This is a genomic window from Mycobacterium sp. E3251 (genome assembly GCF_001666835.1).
Classification (GTDB): domain Bacteria; phylum Actinomycetota; class Actinomycetes; order Mycobacteriales; family Mycobacteriaceae; genus Mycobacterium.
Genome location: NZ_LZJF01000056.1, coordinates 68,951 through 85,462, shown reverse-complemented (window position 1 = coordinate 85,462; position 16,512 = coordinate 68,951). Strand labels below are relative to the sequence as shown.

General features: G+C 69.0%; 17 protein-coding genes. 10 read left to right on the top strand and 7 right to left on the bottom strand.

Annotated features, from left to right (window positions below; genetic code table 11):
• From A5697_RS28305 to A5697_RS07335, 4 genes are all read left to right on the top strand, one after another.
• The coding region (locus A5697_RS28305) for a hypothetical protein (RefSeq protein WP_231971996.1) at nucleotides 1–210 on the top strand (210 nt) is incomplete at its 5' end.
• 67 nt (nucleotides 211–277) lie between these two features.
• On the top strand, nucleotides 278–1,303 hold the full coding sequence (locus A5697_RS07345) for a GHMP kinase (RefSeq protein WP_067949071.1): 1,026 nt from the start codon (nucleotides 278–280) through the stop codon (nucleotides 1,301–1,303).
• Nucleotides 1,291–1,908, top strand: a complete 618-nt coding sequence (locus tag A5697_RS07340; RefSeq protein WP_197500948.1) for an SIS domain-containing protein — start codon at nucleotides 1,291–1,293, stop codon at nucleotides 1,906–1,908. Before A5697_RS07345 ends, A5697_RS07340 begins: the two co-directional genes overlap by 13 nt.
• Before the next feature lie 14 nt (nucleotides 1,909–1,922).
• Complete coding sequence (locus A5697_RS07335; RefSeq protein ID WP_067949067.1) at nucleotides 1,923–2,477, top strand: HAD-IIIA family hydrolase; 555 nt, start codon at nucleotides 1,923–1,925, stop codon at nucleotides 2,475–2,477.
• On the opposite strand, the gene A5697_RS07330 is transcribed toward A5697_RS07335, so the two are convergent.
• On the bottom strand, nucleotides 2,443–3,237 hold the full coding sequence (locus A5697_RS07330; RefSeq protein WP_082953279.1) for a WecB/TagA/CpsF family glycosyltransferase: 795 nt from the start codon (nucleotides 3,235–3,237) through the stop codon (nucleotides 2,443–2,445). The two genes, A5697_RS07335 and A5697_RS07330, sit on opposite strands and share 35 nt — an antisense overlap.
• A 175-nt stretch (nucleotides 3,238–3,412) precedes the next feature.
• Between A5697_RS07330 and A5697_RS07325 the strand changes: the two genes are divergently transcribed.
• From A5697_RS07325 to A5697_RS07315, 3 genes are read left to right on the top strand one after another with little or no spacing between them, the layout of a single operon-like run.
• Nucleotides 3,413–4,447, top strand: a complete 1,035-nt coding sequence (locus A5697_RS07325; RefSeq protein ID WP_068009298.1) for a GNAT family N-acetyltransferase — start codon at nucleotides 3,413–3,415, stop codon at nucleotides 4,445–4,447.
• 26 nt (nucleotides 4,448–4,473) lie between these two features.
• A complete protein-coding gene (locus A5697_RS07320) occupies nucleotides 4,474–5,166 on the top strand; it encodes a DUF5642 family protein (protein ID WP_068009296.1) in 693 nt (230 codons plus the stop codon).
• Nucleotides 5,167–5,194: 28 nt separating this feature from the next.
• Nucleotides 5,195–5,845, top strand: a complete 651-nt coding sequence (locus A5697_RS07315; RefSeq protein ID WP_067944115.1) for a DUF5642 family protein — start codon at nucleotides 5,195–5,197, stop codon at nucleotides 5,843–5,845.
• A 21-nt stretch (nucleotides 5,846–5,866) separates the two neighbouring features.
• Here the strand turns inward: A5697_RS07315 and A5697_RS07310 are convergent, their stop codons facing one another.
• On the bottom strand, nucleotides 5,867–6,463 hold the full coding sequence (locus tag A5697_RS07310) for an alpha-ketoglutarate-dependent dioxygenase AlkB (RefSeq protein WP_197500947.1): 597 nt from the start codon (nucleotides 6,461–6,463) through the stop codon (nucleotides 5,867–5,869).
• 70 nt (nucleotides 6,464–6,533) lie between these two features.
• On the opposite strand from A5697_RS07310, the gene arcA reads away from it, so the two are divergent.
• Nucleotides 6,534–7,748: an arginine deiminase gene (arcA, locus tag A5697_RS07305; RefSeq protein WP_067944116.1), complete on the top strand. Its 1,215-nt coding sequence runs from the start codon at nucleotides 6,534–6,536 to the stop codon at nucleotides 7,746–7,748.
• A gap of 48 nt (nucleotides 7,749–7,796) precedes the next feature.
• On the opposite strand, the gene A5697_RS07300 is transcribed toward arcA, so the two are convergent.
• Both A5697_RS07300 and A5697_RS07295 read right to left on the bottom strand, forming a co-directional pair.
• Complete coding sequence (locus A5697_RS07300) at nucleotides 7,797–8,642, bottom strand: endonuclease domain-containing protein (RefSeq protein ID WP_067944117.1); 846 nt, start codon at nucleotides 8,640–8,642, stop codon at nucleotides 7,797–7,799.
• A 105-nt stretch (nucleotides 8,643–8,747) separates the two neighbouring features.
• Complete coding sequence (locus A5697_RS07295; protein ID WP_068009293.1) at nucleotides 8,748–10,316, bottom strand: dolichyl-phosphate-mannose--protein mannosyltransferase; 1,569 nt, start codon at nucleotides 10,314–10,316, stop codon at nucleotides 8,748–8,750.
• A gap of 25 nt (nucleotides 10,317–10,341) precedes the next feature.
• Here A5697_RS07295 and rsmI point away from each other — a divergent pair, with 25 nt between their 5' ends.
• A complete protein-coding gene (rsmI, locus tag A5697_RS07290; protein WP_068009290.1) occupies nucleotides 10,342–11,178 on the top strand; it encodes a 16S rRNA (cytidine(1402)-2'-O)-methyltransferase in 837 nt (278 codons plus the stop codon).
• Nucleotides 11,179–11,180: 2 nt separating this feature from the next.
• On the opposite strand, the gene A5697_RS07285 is transcribed toward rsmI, so the two are convergent.
• The 3 genes from A5697_RS07285 to A5697_RS07275 are packed head-to-tail and all read right to left on the bottom strand — an operon-like array spanning nucleotide 11,181 to nucleotide 14,549.
• Nucleotides 11,181–12,431 (bottom strand): aminodeoxychorismate synthase component I, encoded by a 1,251-nt coding sequence (locus tag A5697_RS07285; protein WP_068009287.1) that lies wholly within the window; start codon nucleotides 12,429–12,431, stop codon nucleotides 11,181–11,183.
• 28 nt (nucleotides 12,432–12,459) lie between these two features.
• Nucleotides 12,460–13,371, bottom strand: coding sequence for an RNA polymerase sigma-70 factor (locus A5697_RS07280; RefSeq protein ID WP_068009284.1), 912 nt, complete (start codon nucleotides 13,369–13,371; stop codon nucleotides 12,460–12,462).
• Nucleotides 13,368–14,549 (bottom strand): NAD(P)/FAD-dependent oxidoreductase, encoded by a 1,182-nt coding sequence (locus A5697_RS07275; protein ID WP_068009282.1) that lies wholly within the window; start codon nucleotides 14,547–14,549, stop codon nucleotides 13,368–13,370. The genes A5697_RS07280 and A5697_RS07275 overlap by 4 nt, the downstream gene beginning before the upstream one ends.
• Nucleotides 14,550–14,841: 292 nt before the next feature.
• On the opposite strand from A5697_RS07275, the gene A5697_RS07270 reads away from it, so the two are divergent.
• Nucleotides 14,842–16,461 carry a hypothetical protein gene (locus A5697_RS07270; protein ID WP_231971997.1) on the top strand — a complete coding sequence of 540 codons (1,620 nt, stop codon included), beginning with the start codon at nucleotides 14,842–14,844 and terminating at the stop codon, nucleotides 16,459–16,461.
• The last annotated feature ends 51 nt before the right edge of the window (nucleotides 16,462–16,512 follow it).

Here is a 16,512-nt window from a genome sequence, read left to right as displayed (position 1 = left end):
GAAACCGTGCCGCGCTACCGCGGCCTCGGTGAGCAGACCACGGGTCAATTCGACTGCATCCTGGCTCATTTCATCGCTTTCGTGAAGGCTTGGACGGGTTGGCATAATCCGCAGGTGAATCCCGATTTTTCTGCCGATCCGGCTGTTACGCTAGGGCTCTTCGTGAGAGGCGATGCATTGGGGCCTCGCTCAGGCAATGGATGGGGTTAGGACGTGGCGCACCTTTCGCTGACGATCGCGGGACGCGCGTCGGCCGGCTGAGCGGATTACGTCGACAGTGAATTCCCTTCCCCGGCCCCGAATCCGCGCCCGTGCGCCGCTGCGGATTTCATTCGCGGGAGGCGGCACCGACGTACCGCCGTTCCCGACCACCGAAGGCGGCTGCGTCCTCTCCGCGACCATCGACCGATACGCGCAGGGATCGCTGTCCCCACGCACCGACCGCCGGGTCACGATCGAGTCGGTGGACTTCAAGACCACCCACGAGATGACGCTCGACAGCGAGATTCTCTACGACGGCAGCCTGGATCTGATCAAGGCCGCGGTGCGCAGGTTCGGCAAGGAGGGCACGGACGGCTATGACCTGGTGCTGCGGTCGAGCGCTCCGCCGGGATCGGGTCTGGGCTCGTCGTCGACCATGATGGTCGCGCTGACCGGCCTGCTCGCCGAGCACTACGGCGTGCCGATGGGCGAATACGAGACCGCGCAGCTGGCCTGCGCGATCGAGCGCGAGGACCTGGGCATCACGGGTGGCATGCAGGACCTGTACGCGGCCACGTTCGGGGGATTCAACTTCATCGAGTTCACCGACCGCGTGATCGTCAACCCGCTGCGCATCCGCGAGGAGACCGCGTTCGAGCTCGAACTGAGCCTGCTGCTGTGCTTTACCGGCATCACGCGGGACTCCGCCCGAGTGATCGAGGACCAGACGCGGCGCGCCACCACCGGTGCCGACGACACCCTGGCCGGACTCCGGGCACAGAAGGAGCTGGCGGTGGCCATGAAGGCCGCCCTGCTGACGAACAAGCTGAGCGAATTCGGCGCCCTGCTGGGCGAGGCCTGGACCCAGAAGAAGCGCATGTCGCCGTACATCACCAATGAGCGCATCGACGAGCTCTACGACCTGGCCCTGCGCAACGGCGCACTCGGCGGCAAGATCACCGGGGCGGGCGGCGGCGGCTACATCCTGCTGTTCTGCGACTTCGCGAAGAAGCACCGCCTGATCGAAAGCCTCGAGTCGGCCGGCGCCACCATCACCGAATTCGCTTTCGAGAGCAAGGGATTGACCACATGGCAGGCATGAGCCGCTCGGATGTCGTGACGCCAAGCGTCGAGCTGGTCCAGGAGCGACTGGCCGACACCATCGCGGTCAAGCAGCGGATGCTGTCGGGCGCCATCGCCGAGCAGACCGTCGAGATCGCACGGCTGATAATCGAGTCGTTGCGCGCCGGCGGAAAGGTGATCTTCTTCGGCAACGGCGGATCGGCCCAAGACGCGGGACATCTGGCCGCAGAGTTGATGGGGCGCTTCGCTTTTGACCGCCCGGGTCTTGCCGCGTTCAGCCTGCCGGACGCCACGGCCGCGATGACGGCGATCGGCAACGACTACTCCTATGACGAGGTGTTTGCCCGCCAGGTGCTCGCCGCCGGCCGGCCGGGGGACGTCGTGGTCGGCCTCACCACGTCGGGCAACTCGCCGAATGTCGTCCGCGCGCTGGAGGCGGCCGCCGATGCCGGGATGACGACGGTGGCGCTCACCGGTGTGCGCGGGGGCAAGGTGGCCGACGTCGCCCAGTTCTGCATCCGGGTGCCGAGCGACGACACCGGACGGATCCAGGAGGCCTGCCTGCACCTGGGCCACTCGATCTGCGAGATGGTCGAAGCGGCGTTGTTCTCCCGGCCCTGCTGAGACCGTCGCGACCGATGGCCGACCTGCGGAAAGTGCGCACCGTCTTCCTGGATCGGGACGGGACCATCAACGTCAAGGCCGCCGACGGCGAGTACGTCCGGTCGCCCGACGACCTGGTGTTGTTGCCGGGCGCCGCCAAGGCGGTGGCCGCCCTGAACGAGGCCGGCCTGCGCACCATCCTGGTGACCAATCAGCGTTGGCTATCGGAGCCGGCCGCGGACGCGGCGCGTTTCGCCGCCGTCCATGACCGCCTGGAACAACTCCTGGCGGACGAAGGCGCCCGTTTGGACGCCGCGTACCACTGCCCGCACGCGGCGGCCAGCTGCGACTGTCGCAAGCCCGGCGCGGGCATGTTGGTGCGCGCGGCGCAGGAGCACGGTTTCGCCTTGGCTGAGGCGGTGATGATCGGCGACAGCGAGGCCGATGTGGAAGCGGGCCGAGCGGCCGGCACGGCGACCGTCCTGCTCCGCGCCGGTGACGGGGAGGCGGCCGGTGCCGACGTTGTGGTCGACGACCTCCCGGCCGCCGTGCGACTCATCTTGAGTGCCAAGGAGCCTGGTTGCGCCTAAACCGTTGGGCCGCAGAGCGACTCACCAGTGCCAGCGCGAACGGTAGATCGTCCAGCAGGTAGCGGCGGGCGAGGCGCCGCGGCTCGAGCGCCAGCCGGTGCACCCACTCGAATCCGAGCCGTTGCAGCACGGGGGAGGCCCGGCGGACGACCCCGGCGGTCATCGCGATGCCGCCGCCGCAGGCGAGGCACCAGGCGTGGGGGAGCTCCTGGCGCACCAGCTCGATGAGGCGCTCCTGCCTGGGGAAGCCCAGACCTACGAAGACCAGATCGGGTGCGGCGGCCGCAACGGCGGCGACCGCCCGCCGCGCCCCGTCCTCGGTGTCGTCGAAGCCGAACGGCGGCGACAGGGTGCCGGCGACGCGCAGGTCCGCGGACCGTGCCACGAGCGCCCCGGCCGCCCGTTCCGGCACCCCTTCGGCCCCTCCCAGGAGGTACACCGACTTCCCGTCGGCGGCCGCCGCGGCGCTCAGCGGAAAGATCAACGACGAGCCGGCGACCCGCTCGGGCAGCCGGTCGCCTTTGGCCCGCGCCGCCCACACCAGCGGCATGCCGTCGGCGACGACGAGGGATGCGCGGGCTATCAGGTCGGCCAGCTCAGGGGCGCGTGCGGCCGCGCGGGCCACATCGACGTTCACCGGGACGATCGAGCCGCCGCGGCCGGCCGCCCAGGCTTCGCGCACGACGTCGACGACCTGGTCTTCGGTCAGGGCATCGAACCATAGGCCGCCCACCTGGATCTTTGCCGGGCCCGCGCTCACCCGAACATCATGCCCCGCGGCATCACCCTGGCGAAGTGTCTGCCCGCGCGTCCTTGCCGCGGCCGGAACCGAGCCCATAACCTGGGCAACATCCGACCGCGGCCGGGATTGTCGGACCTGGCGCGGTAGACGACGGCAACGCAGGCGGGCAGGTCATGGCACAGCGGTCACCGCGATGCGCAGATTCACGGCGCGACGGTGTGATCGGCGGGCTATCGCAGTGGCCTTGACCGGCGCCCGAGCGGACGAGCTGGCGACGATGGACATCTTCGAGGGATGTCCCGCATCCGATCTGGTGCCGCTGGCCGCCTCGCTGCAACCGCTGCGCGCCACGGCCGGCCAGGTGCTGATGCAGCAGGGCGAAGCAGCGGTGTCCTTCCTGCTCATCTCGTCCGGCATCGTCGAGATCACCCACGTAGGCGACGACGGCGTGGTCATCGTCGAGCACGCATTCCCGGGCATGCTCATCGGAGAGATCGCCCTGCTGCGCCACATCCCTCGGACCGCGACGGTCACCACCGCCGGGCCGCTGACCGGTTGGATCGGCGACAACGACGCCTTTGTCCGCATGGTCCACATACCCGGGGTCATGGAGCGTCTGCTGCGCACGGTGCGCCAGCGTCTCGCGGGGTTCATCACGCCGATCCCGATCCGGGTCCGGGACGGAACGCATCTGATGCTGCGACCGGTACTGCCCGGTGACAGCGAGCGAACCGTGCACGGACACATCGAATTCTCCAGCGAGACGCTGTACCGGCGCTTCATGACGCCGCGCCTTCCCACGCCGGCGTTGATGCACTACCTCTCGGAGGTCGACTATGTCGACCATTTCGTCTGGGTGGTGATCGACGGGAAGGACCCGGTGGCCGACGCGCGCTTCGTGCGCGATGAAGACGACCGCAGCGTCGCCGAGATCGCCTTCACCGTCGCCGACGCTTACCAGGGACGCGGGATCGGCACGTTCCTGATCAACGCGCTGTCCATCGCGGCACGGGTCGCCGGGGTCGAAAGGTTCTCCGCGCGAATGCTTTCCGACAATCTGCCGATGCGCACGATCATGGACCACTATGGGGCGGTCTGGCAGCGCGAAGACGTCGGTGTGATCACCACCGTCATCGACGTGCCCGAGCGGCGCAACCACGGGTTTCGGCGTGACGTGGCCGCAAAGATCGAGCACGTCGCCCGCCAGATGATCGAGGTGGTCGGCTGAGCCCGCTCGTTGTGCTATCAACGGGCATGCGGCCGTTCCGGTTTGGCCCGGTGGCAACTCCCGCGATCGCGTTGCTGGTGGCGGCGTGCGCTCATGCGCCGGCGCCCGCACCGTCGCGGACGCCCGCCAAGGCGCCGCCGCCGACGGCGGTCAACCCCGCCAACATCAAACGGGTGGTTCGCGACCTGCCGCCCGGTTACGAGGCGTCCACGGGCATCCCCAGCGGAGTCTCCCCGGGGGCGATCTGGAGCCTGGGGCCCGACGCATCGGATAGCAAGGCGAGGCCGCCCCAGTGCGGGACCCTTGCCGATCCCGGCAGTGGACGCGACCAGTCGGCGCAGGGCGTGTCCGGTTCGGGCAGCGGCGGGATCGTCGACGCGGTGGTGGTGGCGTTGCCGGGGCCGGTCGAACTGCCGGGCGACGTCGTCGCCGCGTGTGGCCAGTGGACCGTTACCGCCGGGCGCAGCACGGCAAGCGTGCACCTCATCGACGCCCCGCATATCGATGGCGCCCAAACCGTCGGAATGGTGGCCGATGTCAAGTCGGCCGTCGAGTCGGGCACCGAGATCGATTCGCGCACATACACATTCACCGCCTACCTGGGCAACTTCTACGCGTTCACCACATTGACCACCGACCCTGGTTCGGTGGTGCCCGCCCTGCCCCCGCAGTTCGCCGCCGATCTGCTCGTCAAAACGGTGTCCACGTTGCGCAGCTGATACATCGGCCTTGGGTAGATTGGCCACGATGTTCAAGCTGGCGTTCGCGGTCGCGGTGGTGGGTGTGCTCGCCGGGTGCTCGTCGGGGGCCACCTCGGCCAAGGTCGACATCAAGAAGGTCTCCGAGGTCAAGTCGAGCTTCGGGCCCGACTTCAAGGTCACCGACATCGGCGAGCGGGGGATCGATCCCAAGGTGTTGTCCGGCCGCAAGCTCCCCGAGGGGCTGACGTTCGACCCGGCCAACTGCGCGAAAGCGGCGGCGGGGCCGGAAATGCCGCCGGACCTGCAGGGCAACATGGCCGCCATTTCCGCCGAGGGCAAGGGCAACCGGTTCGTGGTCATCGCCGTCGAGACCTCAAAAGCCTTGCCCTTCAACGACCCCGGTAAGGACTGCGCCAAGGTGGCGTTTTCCGGCCCGCAACTACGCGGCGGCATGGAGGTGGTGGATGCGCCGCAGATCGACGGGACCCACACGCTGGGGGTGCACCGCGTCCTGCAGGCGCTGGTCGCCGGCGGCCCTCGCACCGGCGAGCTCTACGACTACTCCGCCCAATTCGGTGATTATCAGGTGATCGTCACCGCCAACCCGCTGGTCATTCCCGGCCAGCCGGTCGCCCCGGTCGACACGCAACGCGCCCGCGACTTGCTCGTCAGCGCGGTGAAGGCGGTCCGCAGCTAGCGCGCGAACAGTGTCTCAGACCTAGCGCACACCGCGCGGGCGGAACTGGATGCTGACGCGCGGGCCCACCGGCGACGCCGTCTTGGGCACGGCGTGCTCCCAGGTGCGTTGGCACGATCCGCCCATCACCAGCAGATCCCCGTGCGCCTGCGGCAGCCGCAACGACGGGCCGCCACCCCGCCGGCGCATGGCGAAGGTACGGGTAGCGCCCAGGCTGATGATCGCCACCATGGTGTCCTCGGAGCTGCTGCGGCCGATGGTGTCGCCGTGCCAGGCGACGCTGTCGGAGCCGTCGCGGTAGCAGCACAACCCGACCGTGGTGAACGGCTCGCCCAGCTCGCCCGCGTAGATATCGTTGAGCCGGCGCCGCAGCCGGGCCAACAGCGGATGGGGCGGCTCGTCGACGGTGAGGTCGTGAAAGCTGACCAGTCGCGGCACGTCGACCACCCGGTCATACATCTGGCGGCGTTCCTCCCGCCAGGGCACGGCCGATAACAGACCTTCGAGCAGGTCGTCGGCGTCGGTGAGCCAGCCCGCGCGGATCTCGATAAAGGCGCCGTCACCGAGTTCTCTGCGCTCGGTGTGCTGGAACAGGGAGCCTTGTGCCGCCATCTCCACGACGCCCAGTCTATCGCACATCCGTTCGATGGAGCGGGGACCGGCGGCGCGACCGGCTACCGTTTTCACTGTGGGTGTGGTTGAGCTGGGCACCAATTCCGAGGTGGGCACGCTGCGGGTCGTCATCCTGCACCGCCCCGGCGGCGAGCTGCGGCGGCTGAATCCGCGCAACATGGACCAGTTGCTCTTCGATGGGTTGCCCTGGGTCGCGCGCGCGCAAGACGAACACGACCAGTTCGCCGAGCTGCTCCGCGCTCGCGGCGTGGAGGTGCTGCTGTTGTCGGACCTGCTGGCCGAGGCGCTGACCCACAGCGGGGCCGCGCGGATGCAGGGTGTCGCCGCCGCCGTCGACGCGCGCCGGCTCGGAGTGCCGCTGGCGCAATCTCTTTCGGCGTACTTGCGGGGCCTGGACGCCGGCAGGCTGGCCCAGGTGCTGATGGCCGGCATGACGTTCAACGAATTGCCTTCGGACATCCGCACCGACGTGTCGTTGGTGCTGCGCATGCACCACGGCGCCGACTTCGTCATCGAGCCACTGCCCAACCTCGTGTTCACCCGTGACTCGTCGATCTGGATCGGTCCGCGGGTGGTCATCCCCACGCTGGCGCTGCGCGCCCGGGTGCGCGAGGCATCGTTGACCGATCTCATCTACGCCCATCACCCGCGGTTCACCGGAGTGCGGCGCGCCTACGAGTCGCGCACCGCCCCGGTCGAAGGAGGTGACGTCCTGCTGCTCGCCCCCGGGGTGGTCGCGGTTGGCGTGGGCGAGCGCACCACCCCGGCGGGTGCGGAAGCGTTGGCCCGCAGCCTTTTTGACGACGACCTCGCGCACAAGGTGCTGGCCGTGCCGATCGCCCAGCGGCGCGCGCAGATGCACTTGGACACGGTGTGCACGATGGTCGACACCGACACCGTGGTGATGTACGCCAACGTCGTCGACACGCTCTCGGCGTTCACGATCGAGCGCACGCCGGACGGCGTCGCCATCAGCGACGAGGCGCCCTTTCTGGAGGCCGCCGCCAAGGCGATGGAGATCGACAGGCTGCGCGTCATCGACACGGGGTTGGACCCCGTCATCGCCGAACGGGAGCAATGGGACGACGGCAACAACACCTTGGCGTTGGCGCCCGGAGTCGTCGTCGCCTACGAGCGCAACGCGCAGACCAATGCCCGCCTGCAGGACGCGGGCATCGAGGTGCTGACCATCGCGGGGTCCGAGCTGGGCACCGGCCGCGGCGGCCCCCGCTGCATGTCGTGCCCGGTCGCCCGCGACCCGCTGCATTAGACGTCGAGATCGCCGCCATGGTTGTGGATAGAGCATCTTCCACAGCCCTCATGGCAATCTCGGCGAGTACCGGTCTAGCGCATCGCGTGCTCGTTGAACGATGACGTGGGGGCGGTCCTCGTTGATCACCCTGATCACGTTCCAGCCGAGTCGACTCAACATTTCGGCTCGGCGAATGTCTCTCACGTACTGGTTTCGATCGGTGCGATGCTGGTCGCCGTCATACTCCATCGCCACCATCGCGTGCTGCCAGCCCATATCTAGATAGGCCACGAACCCGCCGTCAGTGACTTTGATCTGGGTGGTCGGCCGCGGTAGACCTGCGTCTATCAAGACGAGGCGCAACCAGCTTTCTTTCGGCGATTGCGCACCGCCGTCCATCAGGGAAAGGGCGGCCTGGCATTGTCGGACGCCACGGACTCCTCTGTTGCGGCCAATGAGCGGGATGACTTCGGCAGCGGTGAGGCCGGTCGCGGCCGAAAGGGCATCCAGGTGGGACACCGCTCGAACCCGCGGCAGGTGGCGTGCGATATCGAATGCCGTCCGCGCCGGACTGGTTGCTGGTAGTCCGTTGAGCTCGACCAAATCCTGGGCGCTGATGCGTTCTCGGCGAATGATGATGCCGGGCGGTGAATGGTTGAAGGGCCCGATGATCTCTACTGGGGTGAAGTCGTCGACCCATTTGGCTCCGTGGAGCGCGGCGGCGGCGCAGCCGGCGATGATCCCTCGCCGACCCGACCACAGCCAGGCGGCCAAGATATTGTCATGAAGTGACGTGAGCGCGTTCTTCGGGACATAGACGTCTCGATGGATTCGCCGGTAGTTCCAACGCAATTGGCTGCGAGTGAGCGAACCGCGTGCTATCGCTTCGCTTCCGAGAAACACCCCCGCCACGCGCTCATCATGAGCGCCGCCGCCCGCCTCTCGTCGACATTGCCGCCATGGTTGTGGATAGCGCGGATATCACAGCCATAGCGGCAATCTCGGCGCAAAAATCGACTACCGCCAGCTGGGCAGCCAGATCTCCATGTCCCAAGTCTGCTGCGAGATCGGCAGGCCGGTGAGCACCGGGAACAGCCAGGCGAAGTTCGTCACCACCAACGCGACGTAGCAGCACACGGCGATCAGCCCGAGTGTGCGCCGTTCCGAGCTCAGCCCGCGGGCTCGACCCGGCTGGTAGAGGATGTCGCCACAGATCAGGGCGATCCCCATCACCAGGAACGGCGCCATCGTCGCCGCGTAGAAGAAGTACATCTGGCGGTCGATGTCGGCGAACCAGGGCAGCCAGCCGGCGCAATAGCCGGTCAGCACAACGGCATAACGCCAGTCGCGGCGGACGAAGGTGCGCCAGGCCGCATACACCAGGACTGGGACCGCGAGCCACCACATTGCCGGAGTGCCCACCAGCATCTCCGCCTTGACGCACGACTGCGCGCCGCACCCGGAGACGTTCTGCTGATCGATCGCGTACAGCACTGGCCGCAACGACATCGGCCAGCTCCACGGCTTGGACTCCCACGGGTGGTAGTTCCCCGCGGCGTTCGTCAGGCTCTTATGAAAATCGAAAGCCTTGGCGGTGTAATGCCATAGCGAGCGGATGGCGTCGGGCAGCGGCACCACCGAGTGCGGACCGATCGACTGACCCACCTCGTGTCGATCGATCGCGGTCTCGGACGCGAACCACGGCGCGTAACTGGCCAGGTACACCGCAAACGGGACGAGCGCGAGCGCGTAAGCGGTGGGAATCAGGTCGCGCCGCAAAACCCCCCGCCACGGGTTCGGCACCTGGTACTGGCGCCGCGCCGCCACGTCGAACGCCAACGACATCGCGCCGAAGAACAGCACGAAATACAGCCCGGACCACTTTGTCCCGCAAGCCAATCCGAGCAGGACGCCCGCGGAGAAGCGCCACCAGCGCACCCCCAGGCGCGGCCCCCACACCGTCTCGGCGGCGCGCCCCGCAAGCAGCGCGACGTGCATGCGCTGGCGCACCTGATCCCGGTCGACGATCAGCGCGCCGAACGCCGCGACCACGAAGAAGGTGAGGATGCCGTCGAGCAGCGCGGTCCGCGCGGCAACGAAGCTGACCCCGTCGCAGATCACCAGCACGCCGGCGATGGCGCCGACCAGCGTCGAGCGGCTGATCCGCCGGACGGTCCGCGTCACCAGCACGACCAGTACCACGCCGAGCAGGGCGCCGGTGAAGCGCCAGCCGACGCCGTTGTATCCGAAGATCGCCTCCCCGATCGCGATCAGCTGCTTGCCGACCGGCGGATGGACCACCAAGCCGAACCCGGGGTTGTCCTCCACCCCGTGGTTGTGCAGCGCCTGCCAGGCCTGCGGCGCGTAATGCTTCTCGTCGAAGACGGGGGTGCCGGCATCGGTCGGCGAACCCAGATTGAGGAAGCGGGTGATTGCCGCCAGTACGGCGATCACGCCCGTGACGACCCAGCCGCGGATTTGATCGGTGGGCCCGAAGTCGGCCACCGGAACCATCGGACCCGGGCTGACGACGGGCACGACACGCTCGTCCTCGACGACGGGGCTTTCGCGGGGCGGGGCGGACATCGCTGTCGATCGTAGGCTGTCGGGCATGACCACTGGCCGCCTGTTGCTGGGCGCAACGCCGCTGGGCCAACCGTCGGACGCCTCGCCCCGCCTGATCGACGCCCTCGCCCACGCGGACGTGGTGGCGGCCGAGGACACCCGCCGGGTGCGGACGCTGGCGAAAGCGCTGGACGTCACCATTTCCGGCCGGGTGATCAGCCTGTTCGACCGGGTGGAGGCGGCCCGGGTGGACTCGCTGATCGCCGCCCTCAAAGTGGGTGCGACGGTGCTGGTGGTCAGCGATGCCGGGATGCCGCTGATCAGCGACCCCGGCTTCCGGCTGGTCGCGGCGTGCGTGGAGGCCGACCTTCCGCTGACCTGTCTCCCGGGCCCGTCGGCGGTGATGACCGCGCTGGCACTGTCGGGTCTCCCGGCGGAGAAATTCTGTTTCGAGGGTTTCGCGCCGCGCAAGAAGGCCGCGCGGCGGACCTGGCTCGAGTCGCTGGCCGACGAGCGGCGCACCTGCGTGTTCTTCGAATCGCCGCGCCGGTTGGCCGCGACTCTGCGCGACGCCGTCGACCAACTCGGCGGTGACCGCCGGGCGGCGATCTGCCGGGAACTGACCAAGGTGCACGAGGAGGTGGTGCGCGGATCGCTCGACGAGCTGGCGGCGTGGTCGGACGACGGGGTGCTCGGCGAGATCACCGTCGTGCTCGCCGGTGCGACCCCACGCGCCGACCTGCCGTCGCTGGTCGCGCGGGTGGAGGAGCTGGTCGCCGACGGCGCCCGCGTCAAGGACGCCTGCGGTGAGGTGGCCGACGCGAATCCGGGGGTGCGCTCACGCCAGCTCTACGACGCGGTCCTGCAGTCGCGCCGCGCGTGAGGTCAGCCGGCCGAAAACGCGGCGGCGATGCGCGGCTGCCCCACGATGGGGGACGCCTTGTGCAGGCATTCGGCCCATTCGGCGTCGGGATCGGAGTCCGCGGTGATCCCCCCGCCGACGCCGAGCACGGCGCCACCCGCGGCGTCGAACTCGACCGTGCGGATGGCGACGTTCAGCTCGCATCCGGCCACGGGAGAGGCCAAACCGATTGTGCCGCAATATATCCCGCGTCGATGCGGCTCCCACTGCGAAAGCAGTTGGCGGGCCCGGTGTTTGGGGGTCCCGGTAACCGAGGCCGGCGGGAAGGCGGCGTCGAGCAGCGCCGACGTCGGCAGTTCGACCGGAACCCGCGCCGACACGGTGGACACCAGGTGCCACACGCCGGGCGCACGCCGGACCACCAACAACTCGGGCACGGTGACGGTGCCGACGAGCGCTACCCGGCCGAGGTCGTTGCGCACCAGGTCCACAATCATGATGTTCTCGGCCACCTCTTTGGCCGACGCCCGCAGCGCCGACGGCCAGGCGTCCAGGGGCAGGGTGCCTTTGATCGGGCTGGAGGTCACGAGCGTGCCGCGCCGCCGCAGGAATAACTCCGGGGACAGCGACGCCACCGCGCCCCACGCCCCGGCCAGATACGCGGCCCGCGCCGGGGAGGTGCGGGCGATGCCGTCGGCGAAGAAGTCCAGCGGGGCGCCGGTGACCGTCCCGGTGAAGTGCGTGCACACGCAGGCCTGGTAGACCTCGCCGGCGCGGATGGCCTCGAGGCAGTTCAGCACCCCATCGCGGTGGGCCGCCCGGTCGGCGGGCCCCCAGTCGATGCGGCAATCGCGCTCCGGCGGCGGCGTCGCCAGCGCGGCGGCCAGCCAGTCCGGCATCGGCGCGCCGGACAGGCTTTCGTACCACCACTGCCCGTCCCGGTCGCGGCGCAGGACGCAGTCGGTCCAACCGCCCGCGGCCTCGGGTATCCGGTTCGGCCCGCCCTCGGCGCCGGGATCGGGATAGGAGAGGTAGCCGATCCAGCCGCCCCCCACCGCCTGCGCGTCGACGGTCTGCGAGCTCAGCTGGACCGCGAAGGCCGCGTCGGGATCGACCGGCTGCACCGACACGCTCGGGGCGATCACCGCCAGCGCGCCGAACCAGTCGCCGGTCAGCGCTGCCGGCGGCGGCAGACCGAGGCGCGCCGTGGCGTCGCCCACGGCGCGCAACACCTCGGGTGCGGCGCCGAGGTCGCCGAGCCGGTCGATACGCACCGCCCTAGCTTGACAGAAGGGCGGTCACCTAGCCGCGGCTGACGTCACGGGCGGTCGCCAGGGCCACCAGCTTGTCCGGGTTGCGCGTGACGTAGAAGTTGGTGATTTTGTCGTCGGCGATTTCCAGCGTGATCACCCCTTCGAGGTGATCGCCCAGGTAGAGCAGGACGGCCGGGGCGCTGTTGCACGTCACCATGTCGACGCGGAATGCGGCGAACTCCGTGGCCTTGCGGATCAGGCCGATGATGGCCCGGGCCACCCGGTCGGCCCCCACCACCGGCCGGCGCGCCGCGGACACCTTGCCGCCGCTGTCCGCGGTCCAGGTGGCGTCGGGGGCGAGCATCGTCATGAGCGTCTCCACATCGCCGCTGGCGGCCGTCGCGAGGAACTGGGCGGTGATCTGCGCGTTGCGTTGCGGGTCGGCCGCGTCGAACCTCTTCCGTCGCGCCCGCACGTGCTCACGCGCCCGATGTGCCACCTGCCGGACCGTCGGCGCGGGCTTGCCCACCGCCTCGGCGATCTCGCCGTAGTCGAAGCCGAACACCTCGCGCAACACGAACACCGCGCGCTCGTCGGGGCTCAGCGTCTCCAACAGGACCAGCATCGCCATCGAAATCGATTCCGCCAGAACGACATCGGTGGAGGGATCTTGGTCGTCGAGCAGCAGCGGCTCGGGCAGCCACGGCCCCACGTAGTCCTCGCGACGACGCGCATCGGTGCGCAGCGCGTTGAGCGCCTGGCGGGTCACCAGCTGGGCGAGATACGACTTGGTGTCGCGCACGGTCGACAGGTCGACCGCCGCCCACCGCAGGTAGCTGTCCTGCAGCACGTCGTCGGCTTCGGTCGCCGAGCCCAGCATCTCGTAGGCGATGGTGAACAGCAGCGGCCGCAGCACGGTGAACCGTTCCGCGTGCTCACTGCCGGCGGGCGGGCGCGTCATCGCAGAGCGATCTCGGCCGGTGCCTGCGCGGGCCTCTTGCCACCCTTGAGCCAGAGGTAGGAGCCGGGCTTGGCGGCCTCGCGCCGGATGGCCCACAGCGTGCCCTTGCAGATGGCTTCTTTGATGGAGGCACCCGTCCTGCCGCCCAGCGCCATGTTCACCGGGGTGTCGTCGGTGCGCGACAGCTGCACCGTGCCGTAGGTGCGGCCGAGGCTGATGCACTGACCGACGAACGCCTGGCTGAGCGGGGCCGGGGCTGTTCCGGCGATGCGGCTGAGCACGGTGTTGGCGGCTTGCGCGCCCAACGGCCCGGCGGCCTGGCAGCTCATCCGCAGGGGCTGCCCCGACGGCGCGGCGGCGTCTCCCGCCGCGACGACGTAGGGATTGTCGACGCTGGTCAGCGTCTCGTCGGTGAGTAGGCGGCCCGCCGCGTCCGTGCTCAGGCCGCTGCGCGCGGCCAGGTCCGGCACGGCGAATCCGGCCGTCCAGACGGTCGCCGCGCTCGGCAGCACGGCGCCGTCGGCGAGCACCACCGCGTCCCAGCGCACCTCGGTCACCATCGCGGATTCCAGCACGTTGACGCCGAAGCCGCGCAGGCGCTTGGCGACCGAGCGCCTGCCCCGCTTGCTCAGCGACGGGCCGAGCGCGCCGCCGCACACCAGGGTCACCTGGCGGCCCTGTTCGGCCAGCTCGGCGGCGGTTTCGATGCCGGTCAGGCCGCCGCCGACGACGGTGACGGGCGCGGCCAGCGGCAGGTCGACGAGCGCGTAGCGCAAACGCTGCGCACTTTCCAAGTCGGCGACCGCGTACGCGAAGTCCGCGAATCCGGGCACCGCCACCGGTGTCGCACCGGTGCTGCCGACCGCGTAGATCAGGTAGTCGTAGTCGAGCTCGGCGCCCGAGGACAGCAGGACGCGACGCGCGGTGGCCTCGATGCGGTCGACGGTGTCGACGACCAATCGGATGCCGTCGCCCAACAGCGTGGAGTAGTCGGCGGTCGCGGCGCCGGTGTCGGCGACCAACTGATGCAGGCGGATCCGCTCCACGAAGACGGGCCGGGAGTTCACCAGGGTGATGTCGATGTCCGGACGCTGCCGTAGATGGTTCGCGGCCACTGTTCCGGCGTATCCGCCTCCGACCACGACGACGTGAATTTTCCGGGCGGCTACCTCGCTCATTGCTGTCTCCTGTTCTGATGGGCCTGATGCCCTCGAGACACCGCGGGCCGGCCGAGCGTGACAGGCCCGCCCCACATTGTGACGCGCCTCACGAGAGCCACCTCGGGGGCCGGGGACGGCGGCGACGTGCGTGTTAGGCTGCGCTACGCCAATTCGTGACCTGCCCCGCGTCGGATACACGTACCGGATAACCCAGGCAGTATGGGGCCACTTCAGTGGGCATCGGTGTGTGTTGGGAGAAGCAACCGTGAAGACGAGGAATAGCGCGCTGGCCGCTGCCGTGTGCGCGGCTATGGTGCTGAGCGGATGCGGTGGCAAGAGCGATCCCGGCCCACTGTCCGCGATGGTCAGTCCGGCCATTCCGCCTACCGCTCAGGAGATCCCCAACCCGCTGCGCGGCCAGTACGAAGAAGGCTTGAATCCGCTTTTCCCGCAAGGCAATCCCGCGCAGCAGCGATACGCTGCCTGGCCCGCGTCGGACGACGCCAGCTTGCGGGTTTCGTGGCGGCAGCTGCAGCCCGTCGACCCGCGCACGCTGCCCCCCGACGCTCCCGACGACCGCAAGTTCGACTTCAGCGTGATCGACGACGCGCTCACAAAGCTCGGCAGCCGAAACATGCGGCTGACCCTGGGCGTATACGCCTACAAGTCCTGTTGCAACGATTTCTATCCCGACAACACCAACATCGCGATTCCGGACTGGATCCGCTCCGCGGCCACCAGCTATCCCGCGGCGCCTAACGGTGCCGGACCCGGTGTGGCGCAGGTGGTCCCGAATTGGAATGATCCCGGCTACCTGAACGGTTTCGGGCAGTTGCTCGCCGCGCTCGGGCGGCGCTACGACGGCGACGAGCGCCTCAGCGTGTTCGAGTTCTCCGGCTACGGTGATTTCGGCAAGGCCAGCCTCGCGTACGTGCGTGATGCGCTCGGCGCCCCCGGCCCCGCGCCGGACGACAGCGTGCCGAAGTTGGGCTATTACAGCCAGTTCCGTGATCAAAGCATCACCAAGGCGTCCATCGGGCAACTGGTCGCGGCGAACGTCGGCGCGTTCCCTCACACCCAGCTGGTGGTCGCCGCCGAGAATCCGGAGATCGTCCGCGAGTTGTTCGCCGACGACGTGACGAAAAAGCTGTCCGCACCGGTCGGCGTCCGCGCGGATTGTCTTGGGGTGCAGTCACCCCTGCCGGAATGGGCCGAGTCCAGCGACTCCCACTACGTCCGGTTCGACGACGCCGCTGTCAACACGATCAAGCAGCGGCTCACCTCGGCGCTGGTGATCAGCCAGTGGTGCCGGTTGCCGAACGGGACCGACCCCCGGTCGTACTACGAGAAGGCCCTGCACGACGTCGTCAGGTATCACGTCTCGATGACGGCGAGCGCCGACTTCCCCGACCGGGATGCGACCTCGGCGATGGACTCCAAGCTCTATCTGCTCTGGGCCAAGGCGAACACGTCCGCCGGTTACCGGTATTCGGTGGAGGCCAAGCCGGGCTCGCAGTCCATCCAGGGCAAGGTGGCTTCCATCTCGGTCATCTGGACCAACTACGGTTCGGCGGCGGCCACCGAGCGATGGGCACCCGGTTACAAGCTGGTCGATTTCTCGGGAGCGGTGGTCCGCACCATTCCGGCGACGGTCAATCTCAAGACGCTGTCGCACGACGACTCCAGCCAGTCACGCGAGGAGGCGGTTCCGGAGTCGTCGACGGAGTCGGTGCGCGTCGACGTGACGGGGCTGGCGCCCGGGCACTACACGCTGCGCGCGTCCGTGGAATGGCAGCAACACAAGCCGGGCGCCTCCCACGTGGTGAACTACGCGCCGATGGCGCTGGCCCGCGACGGCCGCGACGGTTCCGGCCTGTATCCGATCGCCACGCTGGACATCGCGAGCGACGCCTCCGCCAACGGTCAATGATGCGTCCGTCTCGCCGTAGACCAGCGCCCGCGCAAGTTGCTCGTTAGCCCG

Excerpts from the sequence above, each read along its gene's own strand:
- A5697_RS07325 (WP_068009298.1), top strand. The coding sequence starts at position 3,413 with ATGCGCAGATTCACGGCGCGACGGTGTGATCGGCGGGCTATCGCAGTG.
- A5697_RS07280 (WP_068009284.1), bottom strand. The coding sequence starts at position 13,371 with ATGACGCGCCCGCCCGCCGGCAGTGAGCACGCGGAACGGTTCACCGTG.
- A5697_RS07340 (WP_197500948.1), top strand. The coding sequence starts at position 1,291 with ATGGCAGGCATGAGCCGCTCGGATGTCGTGACGCCAAGCGTCGAGCTG.
- A5697_RS07335 (WP_067949067.1), top strand. The coding sequence starts at position 1,923 with ATGGCCGACCTGCGGAAAGTGCGCACCGTCTTCCTGGATCGGGACGGG.
- A5697_RS07315 (WP_067944115.1), top strand. The coding sequence starts at position 5,195 with ATGTTCAAGCTGGCGTTCGCGGTCGCGGTGGTGGGTGTGCTCGCCGGG.
- A5697_RS07295 (WP_068009293.1), bottom strand. The coding sequence starts at position 10,316 with ATGTCCGCCCCGCCCCGCGAAAGCCCCGTCGTCGAGGACGAGCGTGTC.
- A5697_RS07320 (WP_068009296.1), top strand. The coding sequence starts at position 4,474 with ATGCGGCCGTTCCGGTTTGGCCCGGTGGCAACTCCCGCGATCGCGTTG.
- A5697_RS07275 (WP_068009282.1), bottom strand. The coding sequence starts at position 14,549 with ATGAGCGAGGTAGCCGCCCGGAAAATTCACGTCGTCGTGGTCGGAGGC.
- A5697_RS07270 (WP_231971997.1), top strand. The coding sequence starts at position 14,842 with ATGGTGCTGAGCGGATGCGGTGGCAAGAGCGATCCCGGCCCACTGTCC.
- rsmI (WP_068009290.1), top strand. The coding sequence starts at position 10,342 with ATGACCACTGGCCGCCTGTTGCTGGGCGCAACGCCGCTGGGCCAACCG.